Source organism: Cellulosimicrobium funkei (genome assembly GCF_001019615.1).
In the GTDB taxonomy this organism is placed as follows: domain Bacteria; phylum Actinomycetota; class Actinomycetes; order Actinomycetales; family Cellulomonadaceae; genus Cellulosimicrobium; species Cellulosimicrobium cellulans_E.
Genome location: NZ_JNBQ01000018.1, coordinates 51,080 through 65,697 on the forward strand (window position 1 = coordinate 51,080; position 14,618 = coordinate 65,697).

Annotated in this window: 11 protein-coding genes; 4 read left to right on the plus strand and 7 right to left on the minus strand. The window is 76.5% G+C overall.

Features of this window, described 5'->3' with window-relative positions:
* Nucleotides 1-116 precede the first annotated feature (116 nt).
* Entirely contained in the window at nucleotides 117-1,649 is a 1,533-nt protein-coding gene (locus FB00_RS13345; protein WP_047233407.1) for a zinc-dependent metalloprotease, read from the plus strand.
* Between the two features lie 19 nt (nucleotides 1,650-1,668).
* On the opposite strand, the gene FB00_RS13350 is transcribed toward FB00_RS13345, so the two are convergent.
* Nucleotides 1,669-2,253 carry a YgjP-like metallopeptidase domain-containing protein gene (locus FB00_RS13350; protein WP_375810584.1) on the minus strand — a complete coding sequence of 195 codons (585 nt, stop codon included), beginning with the start codon at nucleotides 2,251-2,253 and terminating at the stop codon, nucleotides 1,669-1,671.
* 235 nt (nucleotides 2,254-2,488) lie between these two features.
* On the opposite strand from FB00_RS13350, the gene FB00_RS13355 reads away from it, so the two are divergent.
* The gene (locus tag FB00_RS13355) at nucleotides 2,489-3,610 is read left to right on the plus strand and encodes a ThiF family adenylyltransferase (RefSeq protein WP_047233409.1); all 1,122 of its coding nucleotides are present in this window, start codon (nucleotides 2,489-2,491) and stop codon (nucleotides 3,608-3,610) included.
* Here the strand turns inward: FB00_RS13355 and FB00_RS13360 are convergent.
* The 3 genes from FB00_RS13360 to FB00_RS13365 all read right to left on the minus strand — a co-directional run bounded on the left by FB00_RS13360 (nucleotide 3,584) and on the right by FB00_RS13365 (nucleotide 6,579).
* Nucleotides 3,584-4,021, minus strand: coding sequence for a WhiB family transcriptional regulator (locus tag FB00_RS13360; RefSeq protein ID WP_082141297.1), 438 nt, complete (start codon nucleotides 4,019-4,021; stop codon nucleotides 3,584-3,586). The genes FB00_RS13355 and FB00_RS13360 overlap by 27 nt on opposite strands.
* 181 nt (nucleotides 4,022-4,202) lie before the next feature.
* On the minus strand, nucleotides 4,203-4,358 hold the full coding sequence (locus FB00_RS22100) for a hypothetical protein (protein ID WP_156532979.1): 156 nt from the start codon (nucleotides 4,356-4,358) through the stop codon (nucleotides 4,203-4,205).
* 166 nt (nucleotides 4,359-4,524) lie between these two features.
* Nucleotides 4,525-6,579, minus strand: coding sequence for an ATP-dependent helicase (locus tag FB00_RS13365; protein ID WP_047233410.1), 2,055 nt, complete (start codon nucleotides 6,577-6,579; stop codon nucleotides 4,525-4,527).
* 191 nt (nucleotides 6,580-6,770) lie between these two features.
* Here FB00_RS13365 and FB00_RS13370 point away from each other — a divergent pair, with 191 nt between their 5' ends.
* Nucleotides 6,771-7,037, plus strand: coding sequence for a mycoredoxin (locus FB00_RS13370; protein WP_047233411.1), 267 nt, complete (start codon nucleotides 6,771-6,773; stop codon nucleotides 7,035-7,037).
* 83 nt (nucleotides 7,038-7,120) lie between these two features.
* Here FB00_RS13370 and nudC read toward each other — a convergent pair whose 3' ends face one another.
* Complete coding sequence (nudC, locus tag FB00_RS13375; RefSeq protein ID WP_231581850.1) at nucleotides 7,121-8,155, minus strand: NAD(+) diphosphatase; 1,035 nt, start codon at nucleotides 8,153-8,155, stop codon at nucleotides 7,121-7,123.
* A gap of 71 nt (nucleotides 8,156-8,226) precedes the next feature.
* On the opposite strand from nudC, the gene FB00_RS13380 reads away from it, so the two are divergent.
* Nucleotides 8,227-9,147: a phosphotransferase gene (locus FB00_RS13380; RefSeq protein ID WP_047233412.1), complete on the plus strand. Its 921-nt coding sequence runs from the start codon at nucleotides 8,227-8,229 to the stop codon at nucleotides 9,145-9,147.
* Nucleotides 9,148-9,200: 53 nt separating this feature from the next.
* On the opposite strand, the gene FB00_RS13385 is transcribed toward FB00_RS13380, so the two are convergent.
* The gene (locus FB00_RS13385) at nucleotides 9,201-12,779 is read right to left on the minus strand and encodes an ATP-dependent DNA helicase (RefSeq protein WP_082141301.1); all 3,579 of its coding nucleotides are present in this window, start codon (nucleotides 12,777-12,779) and stop codon (nucleotides 9,201-9,203) included.
* Nucleotides 12,776-14,618, minus strand: a 1,843-nt coding sequence (locus tag FB00_RS13390; RefSeq protein ID WP_047233413.1) for a PD-(D/E)XK nuclease family protein, incomplete at its 5' end; no start/stop codon positions are given. The genes FB00_RS13385 and FB00_RS13390, both read right to left, overlap by 4 nt.

Sequence of the window (14,618 nt, forward strand, 5' to 3'; positions counted from 1 at the left end):
GCGGGGACCGCGTCGCTGCGCCGTGAGCGAACCCGGCCCTCGGACATGGCCCAGCCCCCGTTCTCGGCGGTCGATCGTGGTTACGGTGATCACCGACGCTACCGTGAGGAGTCGCCATGAGCAGCCTTCCCCCCGACCGCACGCCCGGACCGGACGACGACACGCCCTTCGACCCGCGGTTCGAGGAGCTCCTCCGCTCGATGCTCGGACCCGACGCGGACGAGGCGCTGCGCGAGCTCCGCGCCCGCGGCCTCGACCCCCAGGCGCTCGCCGCCGGGGGCGCGGCGGACCCCCAGCTCTTCCAGCACGTCCTCGCGCAGGTCCAGCGGCTGCTGTCGACGCCGAGCGACGGACCGGTGAACACGGACGTCTCGCACGACGTCGCGCGCCAGGTCGCCGTCGCCGAGGGCGACCCCTCCGTCACGGCGGCGCAGCAGCGGGCGGTGACCGAGGCGCTGTCCGTCGCCGAGCTGTGGCTCGACGCCGTCACCGACCTCCCGCCCTCGGGCGGGCGCGCCCAGGCCTGGAGCCGGTCCGAGTGGGTCGAGCACACGCTCCCCGCGTGGAACGAGCTCGTCGCGCCCGTCGCGGCGTCCGTCGCCGACGCGCTCGCGACGGTCCTGCGGGACCAGCTCCCGGAGGGCCTCGGCGACGACCCGTCGGCGCTGCCCGGGGTCGGTTTCACGCTCCCGGGCCAGGTGCCCGGGCTCCCCGCGGGCGCGCTCGGGCTGCCGGGCGACCCCGCGGCGCTCATGCAGCGCCTCGGCTCGGCCGTCTTCGGCATGCAGGTCGGACAGGCCGCAGGGACCCTGTCCCGCGAGGTCTTCGGGGCCACCGACGTCGGGCTGCCCCTGCTCGAGCAGCCCGGGACCGTCCTCCTGCCCACGAACGTCGAGGCGTTCGCCGAGGGTCTGGACGCGCCCGCCGACGAGGTGCGCCTGTTCCTCGCGCTCCGCGAGGCGGCCCACGCGCGCCTCTTCACGCACGTGGCGTGGCTGCGCGGCCACCTGCGCGGCCTCGTCGACGCGTACGCGCGCGGCATCACCATCGACCTGTCGGCGCTCGAGTCGCAGCTCTCCGACGTCGACCTCACCGACACGGACGCCCTCCAGCGCGCCCTGTCCGGCGGCGTCTTCGGGCTCCAGAACACCCCCGAGCAGCAGGCCACGCTCCTGCGGCTCGAGACGACGCTCGCGCTCGTCGAGGGCTGGGTGGACGAGGTCACGGCCGCCGCCGCCCTCCCCCACCTGCCCCACGCGGTCCCGCTGCGCGAGATGCTGCGGCGCCGTCGGGCGGCGGGCGGCCCCGCCGAGCACACGTTCGCCACCCTGGTCGGCCTGGAGCTGCGTCCCCGGCGCTCGCGCGACGCGGCGGCGCTGTGGGCACTCATCGCCGCGCAGTCCGGCTCGAGCGCGCGCGACGGCGTCTGGGACCACCCCGACCTCCTGCCGGACGCGACGGACCTCGACGATCCCGCGGGCTACGAGAGCCGGCGGGCCGTGACCCGCATCGAGGAGGCCGACGTCGACCGCGCGCTCGAGGAGATCTTCCGCGCCGCCGAGGGCGCGGGCAGCGCGGAGCCTCCGACCGGGACGACGGACGACGCGACCGACGACGGACCGGCGGACGCGGGCGGCACCGCGCGCTGAGCCCGGGGCGTCCTGCCGCTCAGGGACCTTCCGACGTCGCGTCGGCCGCGAGCCCGGCGTCCTCCACGGGGGCGCCGGGCTCGTCGCCGTCGGGCTCGAGGTCCGCGTCGCGCGCGAACGAGACGCCCTCCAGGAAGCCGCGCGCCCGGTCCGTCCGCGGGTAGGACTCGAGCAGCTTCCAGAACCCCGGGCCGTGACCGGCGTGGAGCAGGTGGGCGAGCTCGTGGAGCAGCACGTAGTCGAGCACCCACGGGGGCATACCCCGCACCCGGGTCGAGATGCGGATCGTCCCGTCGATGAGGGTGCACGACCCCCACCGCCGGTCCTGGTTCCCGGACCAGCGCACGCTCGTCGGGTGCGCGCGGCCGTCGAGGTACTTCTCGGACAGCTCGACGGCGCGACGCTCGAGCTCGTCGTCGGAGGGGCGTCGCCGCCGCTCGGAGTCGGCCAGGCGGTCGAGCATGCGCTGGACCCACTCGCGCTCCTGGGCGCGGGTGAAGCGCGCCGGGATCGCCACGATGGTGCGCTCGCCGTCGCGGTAGGCGCTCACCGTGCTCTTGCGTCGGCGGCTGCGCCGAACCTCCACGATCGTCTCCCGGACCACGCTCAGACCGTAGTGGTTCTGGCCACGAAAAGGCAGGGCCCCACGCCGCGCGGTGGGGATTTCCGCGTCACCCGGTCGAGCGGACGTCGCGAGGAGCTGTGCTCCCGGTCAAGGAACCGCCCGCGAACCGCCGTCGAGGTCTGCCTGTGGACAACTCAGGTCGGGTGTCGCCGCCGTGCCACGCTCGTCGCGGGCGGCCGACCGTGCCGCCCGTCCCACGACCCGCGGAGGACACGTGCAGCGACGACGCGTGCTGCGACCCGAGGCCCCGCTGCTCCGGCGCGCCCCGGGCGAGATGCAGGTGGGCACCGACCCACGCTGGTCGGTCCGGCTCACCGGGCTCGAGCCCGTCGAGGAGGAGTGGCTGCGCGCGCTCGCCACCCCGTCGGCCCGGCGCGGCGAGGGCGGCGAGACCGGGACGCCGTCGCCCGGTCGCCGGGCCGCGCTCGTCCGGCTCCTCGAGGAGGCGCACCTGATCGTCCCCGCCCGCCGACGACGCCCGGCCTCGCCCGCCCCCGGCCACGGCGAGGCGGACGTGGGCGTGCTCTCGGCGCTGCGGCCCGACGGCGCCGGGCACCGCGTGCTCGCGACCCGCGCCCGGGCGACCGTCGCCGTCGTCGGGCTGGGGCGGGTGGGGGCCTCGCTCGCCGTGCACCTCGCGACGGCCGGCGTGGGCTCGCTCGTCCTGGAGGACCGGGGCACGGTCCTCACCACGGACGTCGGGGTGGGCGCGTACCGGCTGCGCGACGTCGGGGCGCCCCGCGACATCGCGGTCCGGCGGCTCGTCGAGGACGTAGCCCCCGGGGTCGTCGTCACCTCGGGCACGGACGCGCGCCCGTCGGTCGACGTCGCCGCGGCGGCGGGGCCACCGGGCCCGCTGCCGGACGTCGTGGTCGTGGTCGAGCACGGCGCGGCGGACCCGGAACGGGTCGGGAGGATCGTGGGAGAGGGGGTGGCGCACCTGTCGGTCGTGGTGCGCGAGGCCGACGTCGTCGTCGGACCGTTCGTCCGCCCGGGCCTCGACCCGTGCCTGACGTGCGTGGACCTGCACCGTGCGGACGCCGACCCGTGCTGGCCCCAGCTCGCGCGGCAGCTGCGCGCCCGTGCCGTGCGCGTCGCCGAGGAGTCGTCGCTCGCGGCGTCGGCGGCCGCGGTCGCGCTCGGTCAGGTCCTGGCAGCCCTGGACGGGCTGGTGCCCCGCGCAGCCACGGCGCGCATCGAGATTCCTGCTCCCGATACGGTGCCGCGGCTGCGCGAGACGGGTCGCCACCCGCGGTGCGGGTGCGACGAGCTGGCGCGCACGCCCCCGGACGGGGCGCCGCTGCCCATGTCAGGCCGCCGTCGAGGCGCCGAGTGACGCCCCGGCCTCGACGCGCCCGGCCTCCTGCGCCTGGCGCTCGGCCTCGCGGGCGAGCACCTCGGCCTTGCTCGGACGGCCGCGGCCGCGCTTGCGCGCGACGACGACGCCGTCCACGAAGACCTCGCCGCCCCAGACGCCCCAGGGCTCACGACGCTCGATCGCGCCGGCGAGGCAGCCCTCGACGAGGGGGCACGTGCGGCACAGGGCCTTGGCCTCCTCGACCTCGGCGGACCGCTCGGCGAACCAGAGCTCCGGGTCGTTGGTGCGGCAGGGCAGCAGACCCGCGAGGAGACGGTCGAACTCCGCGGAGTCCTTCTCGCCGAGGGGCGTGGCCAGCGGTTGGTGGGGGACCCAGGGGCCGGATCCGCCCTGGGCAGTGATGTTGTCGAGCAGCGCGGTGAGCCGCACGATGTCCTCCAGTGATGTCCTGTCGTGGGTGTGAACGTCGTCGTCACAGGACCCCGAGGACAGCGGTCCCCGTCATGGGAGAGACGGGAGTGACCGGTGATCCTCATCGGCGGACGTGCTCTGGAGAACACGAAGGCCACGGGTCCGAGACGGACTCCGCGGCCTGGAAGGTTCTGGTCGGTCAGACCAGACGTGTCCTGGAGGCGGAGTCGGGAGCGGGGCGGGTGACGAAGGTGCCGCCGCGGTGCGCGGTTGCACGCGGACGGAGTCCTCCTGGCGTGCCCGTGTAGACGGACGCGTTATCCAGCAGGTTCGCCATGGCGATCTGGTTCTTCATCAGCTTTCCCACCCCCTCTCTCCGTTCGAGGCCCGCCTCCCGGCGCGCCCCTCTCCAACAGGACTCGTCGACCATATGTCGCGCGTCGCGGGACGCACAACTTATTTACGGGAAATTCTTCGACGAGTTTTTCCCACCCTCCGCGGGGCCCCGGAACGGCTCCCCGTCACCGCTCCGCGCGGCCCACGATGTCCAGGATCGTCGCGCCGTACCGCTCGATCTTCGCGGGCCCGAGCCCGTTGATGCGGGCCAGCGCGGCCGTGCTGCTGGGCCGCGTCTCGGCGATCGCCGCGAGCGTCGTGTCCACGACCACCGTGAACGCGGGCTTGTCGGTCTCCTGAGCGACCTGGCGCCGCCACTCGCGCAGGTTCTCGAACAGCTCGCGGTCGTACTCCCCCGTCAGCCGCAGCTTCGCCTGCCCGGCGCGCGGACGACGCGTCCCGTGGGCGCCGGGCTCGTCGGGCCACAGCCCGTCGAGGAAGCGCGTCCGGCGCCGTGTCGCACGACCACCCGGGTTGCGCGACCGCGCGAACGACAGCTCGAGGTGCTCCCGGGCACGGGTGATGCCCACGTAGAGCAGCCGCCGCTCCTCCGCGATCGCCTCGTCCGTCTCCGCGAGCGAGATCGGCATGAGGCCCTCGCTCACGCCGGCGAGGAACACGGCGTCCCACTCGAGGCCCTTGGCGGCGTGGAGCGAGGCGAGCGTCACGCCCTCCACGGTCGGCGCGTGCTGCGCGGCGGCACGCTCGTCGAGCTCGGCCACGAACGTCGCGACCGTCGGGGCGGGCCCCCCGGCCGCCTGCGCGAGCGCCGCGACGTCGTCGGCGAGCGCGACGAGCGCCTGCGTGGACTCCCACCGCTCACGCGCCGCACCACGCGCGGCGGGCGGCTCGGGGGCCCACCCGGCGGCGGCGAGGACGTCGCGCACCGTCTCCGGCATCGCGACGTCCGGGTCCGCAGACCGGGCGGCGCCGCGCAGCAGCACGATCGCGTCGCGCACCTCCTTGCGCTGGAAGAAGCGCTCGCCGCCCCGGACGAGGTAGCCGATGCCCGCGTCCGCGAGCGCCGACTCGAACGCCTCGGACTGCGCGTTGGTCCGGTACAGGACCGCGATCTCGCTCGCGCGCGTCCCCGCCGCGAGGAGCCGCGTGATCCGCTGGGCGATGCCGGTTGCCTCCGCCTCGTCGTCGTCGTACGCGGTGAACGCGACCGGTGGGCCCGCGGGCCGCTGGGCGACGAGCTCGAGCGCCTGGTGCGCACCGCCCGCGCGCCCGGCGCGCGCGAGGAGCTGGTTCGCGAGGTTCACGACCTGCGGCGTCGAGCGGTAGTCGCGCACGAGCCGGATGACCTGGGCGCCCGGGTGGGTGCGCGAGAACGTGAGGAGGTGGTGCGGCGTCGCGCCCGTGAACGAGTAGATCGTCTGAGACGGGTCCCCGACGACGCACAGCTCCTCACGTCCCCCGAGCCACTGGTCGAGGACGAACTGCTGGAGCGGGGAGACGTCCTGGTACTCGTCGACGACGAAGTGGCGGTACTGGCGCCGCACCTCGTCCGCGACCCCGCCCTGCGTCGAGAGCATGTCCCCCAGCATGAGGAGCACGTCCTCGAAGTCGATGACCGACCTCTCGGTCTTCACGTCCTCGTACGCCGTGATGAGGCGCGCGACCGTCTGGTGGTCGTAGCCCGCGGGAGGCTCGCGGTCGATCGCCTCGCACGCCCGGACGTAGTCGTCGGCGGTGACGAGCGAGACCTTGGCCCACTCGACCTCGGACGACAGGTCGCGCACCGCGACGCGGTCGACGCCGACCCCGAGCCGGCGCGCGGACTCGGCGATGACCGGTGCCTTGTGCTCGAGGATGCGCGGCGGCGCCCCGCCGACCACCTTGGGCCAGAAGTAGCCGAGCTGTCGCAGCGCCGCGGCGTGGAACGTGCGCGCCTGGACGCCCGTCGCGCCGAGCTCGCGCAGGCGCGTGCGCATCTCGCCCGCGGCGCGCGCCGTGAACGTCACGGCGAGCACGCTCGTGGGGGCGTACACGCCGGTGCGGACGCCGTAGGCGATGCGGTGGGTGATCGCGCGCGTCTTGCCCGTCCCCGCTCCGGCCAGGACGCAGACGGGGCCACGCAGCGCGACGGCGACGTCGCGCTGGTCGGGGTCGAGCGCGTCGAGGATCTCGTCGGCGGAGCGCAGTGACGGCGGACGTGAGACCGGTGGCGTGGACATCACCCACGATTCTCGCAGGCACCGGTGACACGCGGGAGCCGGCTCGCTCGGGCGACTGCCGGGCGTCTGTCGGGCGTCTGCCGGGCCTGGGGCGGGCTGACGGTGGGAACAGCGCGCGGGCCGCCGGTGTTACCGTCACGACCGATCGCCCGCGGCACGCGCCGCCCGGACCCGCACCTGGAGAGCCCTCGATGAGCACCGCCCCGACCCTTCCCGACGCCGGCTCGATCGTCATGTACTCGACGAGCTGGTGCGGGTACTGCCGCCGCCTCAAGACGCAGCTCGACTCCGAGGGCATCGGCTACACCGAGGTGAACATCGAGGAGACCCCGGGGACCGCGGAGTTCGTGGAGTCGGTCAACGGCGGCAACCAGACGGTCCCGACCGTCGTCTTCCCCGACGGCTCCGCCGCGACCAACCCGTCGCTCGCCGAGGTCAAGCAGCGCCTCGCCGTCTGATCCCACCCGGAGGTGGGCAGGAGAGGGGCCCGGTCCGGACGCCCGGACCGGGCCCTCCTTCATGCCCACGACGTCTCGGGGGTTCAGGCGTCGGGGAGGCGGCCGCCGAACCAGTCCTCGACGAGCGAGCGCGCGATGGACGCGCGGCCCGGGAGCAGCACGTCGCCCGTGCGGACCGCGGCGGCGAGCTCGGGGCGCGTGAACCAGCGCGCGTCGGTGAGCTCGACGCCGTCGACGTGCAGCTCGGTCGTCAGCGCCCGCGCGGCGAACCCGAGCATGAGCGACGCCGGGAAGGGCCACGGCTGGCTGCCCCGGTAGGCGACCTCGCCGACGACGACGCCCGCCTCCTCCGCCACCTCGCGCCGGACCGCGCTCTCGAGCGACTCGCCCGGCTCGACGTACCCGGCGAGCGTCGAGAAGCGCCGCTCGGGCCAGTGGGCGGCGTGGCCGAGCAGCAGCCGCTCGTCGTCGCCCTCGCCGTGCACGACCGTCATGATGACCGCCGGGTCCGTGCGCGGGTACAGCTCCACGCCCTGCGCGACGCAGCGCCGCGTCCAGCCCCCGTTCTCGACCGTCGTCCGCCCCCCGCAGCGCGGGCACCGGGTGTGGTTCGCGTGCCACGCCGCGAGGGCGACGGCCTCGGTCGCGAGCCCCGCCAGCGGCCCCTCGAGACCTCCGACCAGCTCGCGGAGCCCCGACCACGACCGCTCGCGAGCGAGCACGGCGAACGGGTCGGAGGCGTCGACGCCCTCGATGTCGACCTCCTCCGCGTCGGCGTCGTCGGGCAGGACGAGCGCCACGTACGCGACGCCGTCCCCCTCGCCGAGGAAGAGCCAGCGTGCCTGGTCCTCGTCGGCGGCGGCACCGACGTCGGCCAGCGCCGCCGGGTCGAGCAGCGCCACGCCGTCCGCCGGGCCCGGCCCGGCGAGCGCGAGGCGGCCGCGGTGGACGAGGACGACGCGGGTCGTGGCCTCGCCGCGCAGCGTCCGCACGAGGTCGGGCTCGCCGCGGCGGTGGGCCGCGCGGTCCAGGACCGCCGCGTCGAGCGGCAGCGGGAGGTCGCGGAGGGTGGTCCTGGGGAGCGTGCCCGACGACGGTCGGGGGGCAGGGGTGGTCACCCTCCGACCGTAGGCCACACGACCGGCGTGGGTGGCCCGGGCCGCGGGCGGGGAGCGACTACCGTGGTCGGGTGCCTCGCTCACCGTTGACCCTCGCCGCGCTCGCGACCGCCGCCGTGCCGGGTCTCGACGCCCGCAGCGCGCTGGCCGTCGAGGACCCGGGCGACTACGACACCGCCGTCGTGACCGACGCCGACGGCGCCCGGTGGACGGTGCGCGCCCCGCGCAGCCTCCAGGCGGGGGCGGCGCTCGAGGCCGAGGCGGAGCTCCTCACCTCGCTCCAGCTCTACGCCGACACCGGCGTGCTGTCCTTCGCGGTGCCCCGCATCAGCGGGACCGCGCTCCTGCCCGAGGGTGGGCGCGCGGTCGTGCACCCGGCGCTCGACGGGACGACGCTCGACGTCGACGCGCTGCGCCCCGGGCCCGGGCTCGCCGCCGACCTCGGCCGCGTGCTCGCGTCGATCCACGAGCTGCCCCGCACGATCGTGGACGACGCCGGGCTGCCCGGGTACGACGTCGAGGAGTACCGCGCCCGGCGGATGGCGGAGCTCGACGAAGCGGCGGCGACCGGAAAGGTCCCGACGGCCCTCCTGCGCCGCTGGGAGACGGCGCTCGAGGACGTCTCGCTGTGGCGGTTCCAACCGGTCGTCGTGCACGGGGACCTCGGCCCGGAGCAGGTCCTCGTCGCGCGCGGCCGCGTCGTCGCCGTGACGGACTGGGCCAGCGCGCGCGTCGCCGACCCCGCGGACGACCTCGCGTGGCTGCTCGTCTCCGCACCGCCGGAGGCGATCGACTCGATCATGGAGGCGTACCAGCTGCGCCGCACCGAGCTCACCGACAAGCACCTCGTGGACCGCGCGCTCCTCGTCGGCGAGCTCGCGCTCGCGCGCTGGCTCCTGCACGGCGTGCGGCACGGGCTCGACGACGTCGTCGCGGACGCGCTCGACATGCTCGCCGACCTCGACGACGCCACGGAGGACGCCGACGACTGACCCGGCTCGGCGGCCCGGCGCAGGCCGCCCACGCCCGCGGGTCCGGTCCGGGGTCAGCCCGCGAGCAACGCCTCGATCTCCTCCTCGCCGAGGAGCCGGCGCGGGCGCACGGTCTCGTCGGACGCGACGTAGTAGAACGCGGCGTTCACCTTCTCGAGCGGCAGCCCCGTCCACCGCGACCACGCGAGCCTGTAGACCGCGAGCTGCACCTCGCGCACGCTGCGTGCGGCGGAATCCGTGGGTGCCCGTCCCGTCTTCCAGTCGACGACCACGACGGCGTCGCGCACGCCTCCGGCGTGCTCCGGCCGCTCGGGGAACACCGCGTCGATGCGCGAGCGCAGCACCGTGTCACCGACCGGGGTCTCGACGTCGACCTCGACCGCGACCGGGGTCCGGCTCGCCCACTCGGACGCGAGGAACGTCCGCTGCAGGGACTCGAGGTCCGCGTCGGGGTCGAGGTCGTCGTCGTCCGCGCCGGGGAGGTCCTCGACGTCCAGGAGCGACGACGTCGTGAAGTAGCGCTCGGCCCACAGGTGGAACCGCGTGCCCCGGCGTGCGTGCACGGTGGGCTCGACCGGGACGGGACGCCGCAGGTGCAGCGCGTACTCGTCGCGGTCGGCCGCGAGCCGCACCAGGCTGGACGCCGACACGTGCGCCGGGAGCTCGACCTCCCGGCCGGAGCGCTCGGCCCGCTCCGCGAGCAGGACCCGGGCGAGCGCGACGAGGTCGCGCCCCTCGGCGTCCACGAGCACGCCGGCGGGCGCGGTGAGCCCGGCCGGGCCCCTCTCGCCCTGGTCGGCCACGGGGTCCGCTGCGGATCCGGGGACGGACGCGACCCTCGTCGGCGCGTCCGCGCCGAGGCTCGGCGCGGCGTCACCCCGCGGCTCGTCGGCGGGACGTCGAGCGCGCGCCTCGCGGGCGCGCTCGACGGCTGCCGCGGTGCGGCGCAGCACCGCGCGCGCCGACCCGACGGGGGCGTCGTCGGGCACGGGCCACTCGCCGGTCACCTCGACGTCCTCGAGCGGGTTGGTGTCGTCGGGTCCGGGCGGGGCCGACCAGCCGTCCGCCGCCACCACCCCGGACTCCACGAGCTCGAGGAGGAACGGCGAGAGGACGCGCGGGCGCGAGCCCGTCTGCCACCACGACGCCGTGAGGTACAGCTCGCGGCGCGCCCGGGTGAACGCGACGTAGGCGAGCCGGCGCTCCTCCGCGAGCTGGTGCTCCCCGCTCGCCGCGCGGAACTCGTCGCGCCGCGCCACGAGCTCCTTGGTGTCCGACGCAAGGTCGAACCGGAACTCCGGCAGGTCGGCGGCGTCACCGCGCAGCGGGTACGGGAGCTGGCTCACGTCGGTGAGCCACCCGCTGTCCGCGCGCACCCCCGAGGACGACTGCGCCGTCGTCGGGAACACGCCGTCCACGAGGCCGGGGACGACGACGACGTCCCACTCGAGCCCCTTCGCGGCGTGCGCGGTGATGACCTGCACGGCGTCCGGGTCCGGCTCGCGCACCGGCAGGTCCAGCCCGTTCTCGCGCGTCGAGGCGACGCCGAGCCACGCGAGGAACGCACCGAGCGTCACGACGTCCGCGGTCTGGGTGAACGTCGCGGCGACGTCGCGGAAGGCGTCGAGGTGCTCGCGCGCCCGGTCGCTCACGGCCTCCGGGTCGACGAGCCGACGCGAGGCGAGCAGCGCGTCGTTCGTCACGGCCTCGACGTCGAGACCGAGCGCGCGCTCCGCCTCGACGACGAGCTCCGGCAGCGACAGGTAGGTGAGTCCGCGCAGGACCCGCAGGGTGCGCGACAGCGCCGCGAGGCGCGCGTGGCCCTGGGCCGTGAGCGTGCGCCCGTCGGCCGCGGGCTCGCCCGGGTCCGGCAGGTCGTCGAGGGCGTCGACGATCGAGCGGTGGTCGGCGACGTCGCCCTCGACGACCACCAGGTCCGCGCCCTCGCCGTCCGCCGCCGCCGCGCGCCGACGGGACCCGAGCGCGCCCTCGTGGCGCGCGAGGTCGGCGGCGCGGCTCCCCAGGGCGTGCAGGTCCGCCGACCCGAGGTTGAGCCGGGGACCCGTCAGGAGCCGGACGAGCGCGTCGCCGCGCGACGGGTCGTGCACCGCCTCGAGGAGCGCGACGACGTCGACGACCTCCGGCGTCGTGAGCAGCCCCCCGAGGCCGACGACCTCCACGGGCAGCCCCCTGCGTCGCAGCGCGACCTCGACCGCGGCGAACTGGCTGCGCTTGCGGCACAGGACCGCCGCGGTGACCCGCCCGCCCGGGGCGCCCGCGGGCCGCCATCGTGCCGCGACGAGCTCCGCGACCGCGGCGGCCTCCTCCTCCGCGGTGGCCGCGACGTGCGCGGACACCGTGCCCGGCCCGGCGTCGGGCCGCAGCGTGAGCGGCGGCACCTCGACGCGATCACCGGAACCCGCGCCCCCCGCTCCACGCAGCGGGCCGGCGGTGACGTTCGCCGCCGCGAGCACCGCGGCGTCGTTGCGCCACGACGTCGACAGGAAGCGCACCGCCGACCGGTCGCCCGTCGCCCGGGGGAACCGCTCGGGGAACCGGGCGAGGCCGCCCGCGCTCGCGCCGCGCCAGCCGTAGATCGACTGGTGCGGGTCGCCGACGGCCGTCACCGGGTGCCCGCTGCCGAACAGGCCCGCGAGGAGCTCGACCTGCGCGTGCGACGTGTCCTGGTACTCGTCGAGCAGGACGACGCGGAACCGCGCTCGCTCGGTCTCCCCCACGACCGGGACCTCGCGCGCGAGGCGGGCCGCGAGCGCCACCTGGTCGCCGAAGTCGAGGGAGTCCGTGGCGCGCTTGCGCCGCCGGTACTCCGCGACGACGTCGAGCAGCCGGACGCGCTCGGCGACGTCACCGACGAGCTTCTCGACCTCCTTGGTCCGGGCCTTCTGCCGCGGCCCGAGCGGCAGCGCGTCGAGCTGCTCGACGATGTCGGCGAGACGGTCCCGGGCCTCGCCCGGCTCGAGGAGGTGCTCGCCGAGGGCGCCGGACAGGCCGAGGACGGCCGCGACGACCGTGCTGAGCGCGCGGTCCGTGCCGAGGTCGTCGTCCCACCCCTCCACGACCTCGGACGCGAGCTGCCACTGCTGCGCCTCGCCGAGGAGCCGCGCGCCGGGCTCGACGCCCACGCGCAGGCCGTGGTCGCCCACGAGCGAGGCGGCGTACGCGTTGTACGTCGCGACCGTCGGCCGGTCGAGCAGCGAGAGGGCGGACGACGCGCCGCCGCGGGCGCGCGCGAGCTGCGCGAGCCGCACCTGGACGCGCTCGGACAGCTCGCCCGCCGCCTTGCGCGTGAAGGTCAGGCCGAGGACCGCGTCCGGCGCGACGAGCTCGTTCGCGATGAGCCAGACGACGCGCGCCGCCATGGTCTCCGTCTTGCCCGAGCCCGCCCCCGCGACGACGAGCGTCGGCTCGAGCGGTGCCTCGATCACCTCGACCTGCTCCGGGGTCGGGCGGGGCCGGCCCAGCAGGTCCGCGATCCGCGTCGCGGACAGCGTCGGGCGCGGCGGCTCGACCGTGCCGGGCGTCGTGGTCTCGGGCGCGACCACGACGCCGTCGGCAGCGACCAGCCGGACCGGCGGCGTCGGCTCGGGGAGCTCGAACAGCTCGCTGCTCATGCCACGACCCTCCTGCCCTCGGGCTGCACCGGGCACGCCCGACGCACCGGGCACATCTCGCACAGCCCGTTCTGGCGGGCCGTGAACGTCGCCGCCGACATCGTCCCGGCGGCCTCCTCGACGAGGTCGCGCGCCCAGCTCGAGCCGTCGGGCGCCGGATCGAGGGCGGGCTGCGGGACGACGGCGGGGCCGACGTGCGTGCTGCCCACGTAGACGAGCTGCGCCCCCGCGCTCCGCGTCCCCTCGGGCACGTCGAGCGCGCCCGCCTCGACCGCGAGCTGGTACGCGCCGAGCTGCGGGTGCTCGGCGCCCTCCGCCTTGGTCGCGGTACGCCGTCCCGTCTTGAGGTCGACGACGCGGACCTTGCCCTCCCCCGCGTCCTCGACCCGGTCGATCGTCCCGCGCAGGCGCGCCCGCCCCACGGTCACGTCGAACGTGGGCTCGACGAGGAGCGGCTCGCCGGCCTGCGCCACGTAGGCCGCGAGCTTCTCGATCATGCGCTCCGCGCGACGGCGGAGCTGGCGCGTCGGCCAGCCCTCCGGCAGCGCGAGCTCCGCCCAGCGACGGTCGAGCTCCGCGCGCAGCTCGGCGAGCGTCCCTGAGGGGTGGGTCTCCGCGATCGAGTGCACGAGCGTGCCGAGGCTCTGGTGCGTCGCGTCGGGCGCCGTGCCGCCCGCGGCCTCGAGCGACCACCGCAACGGACAGGTCGAGACGGTCTCGACCTTCGACGGCGACACCGTGACGATCTCCTCCGCGCCGCGCAGGGGTGCGGCGCTCGACACGCCCGCGACGCCGTACCAGGTCTCCGGCCGCGCCTCCGCGACACCGAGCTCGCCCAGGTCGGCCAGGAGCGTGGCCGCGGCGACCGCGCGCGCGTCCGGCGCGCCGTCCTCGGCGAGCTCGACCGCGCGAGCCTCGCGAGCGGCCGCCTCGACGAGCACGCCGCGCGCGGCGGCGACGAGCCCGCGCAGGTCGAGCGGGGCACCGACGCGCACGTGACGGCGCGCGTCCGGGTCCGCGCCGGGCGCCGGGGCCGCGCCCGGCCCACCCGTCGCCGCCGGCGGCGGGGACTCGTCGTCGGGCCCGTCCGGGCCCGCGTCCGGTCCCTCGGGAGCGGCGGGCGGGACGACGAGGTCGCAGAACACCGACGGCGCCTCCTCCGCGTCCTGGACCGCCGTCACCACGAGCCGCCGGGTCGCGCGCGACGTCGCGACGACGAACGCCCGCAGCTCGTCCGCGAGCACCTGGGCGCGCGCCTGCGACCCGACGCCGTGCGCGTCGTGCGCGCGGCCCGCGAGGAGCTCGACGAGCGCCTGCGACCCGAGCAACGAGTCGCGCAGGCGCAGGTCCGGCCAGACGCCGTCCTGCACGCCCGCGACCACGACGACGTCCCACTCGCGCCCCGCGGCGCCCGCGGGCGTCAGCGCCGCCACGGCGTCGGCGCCGCTCGCGCTCGCCGCGAGCGAGTCGGCCGGCAGGTCCTGCGACGCGAGGTACTCGACGAACGCCTCGGCCGGCGCGCCGGGCATGCGGTCGACGAAGGTCTCGGCCGCGCGGAACAGCGCGAGCACCGCGTCGAGGTCACGGTCCGCGCGCGCCCCGGCCGGTCCGCCGTCGAGCGCCGCCGACCGCCACCGCTCCGCGAGCCCGGTCGCCGCCCACACCGCCCACAGCACGGTCTGCGCCGTCGCGCCGGGCTCGGCCGCCGCCGCCCGGCCCGCCGCGAGCGCGCGCGCGACGGCGGCCGGCCCGCGCCGCACGGTGGGCGGCAGCGTCGCGGCGCGTGCCGGGTCCAGCAGCAGCTCGACGAGCAGCGCGTCCGACGAGCGCCCGCCCCCG

Excerpts from the sequence above, each read along its gene's own strand:
- FB00_RS13365 (WP_047233410.1), bottom strand. The coding sequence starts at position 6,579 with ATGTCCACGCCACCGGTCTCACGTCCGCCGTCACTGCGCTCCGCCGAC.
- FB00_RS13370 (WP_047233411.1), top strand. The coding sequence starts at position 6,771 with ATGAGCACCGCCCCGACCCTTCCCGACGCCGGCTCGATCGTCATGTAC.
- FB00_RS13345 (WP_047233407.1), top strand. The coding sequence starts at position 117 with ATGAGCAGCCTTCCCCCCGACCGCACGCCCGGACCGGACGACGACACG.
- FB00_RS22100 (WP_156532979.1), bottom strand. The coding sequence starts at position 4,358 with ATGAAGAACCAGATCGCCATGGCGAACCTGCTGGATAACGCGTCCGTC.
- FB00_RS13385 (WP_082141301.1), bottom strand. The coding sequence starts at position 12,779 with ATGAGCAGCGAGCTGTTCGAGCTCCCCGAGCCGACGCCGCCGGTCCGG.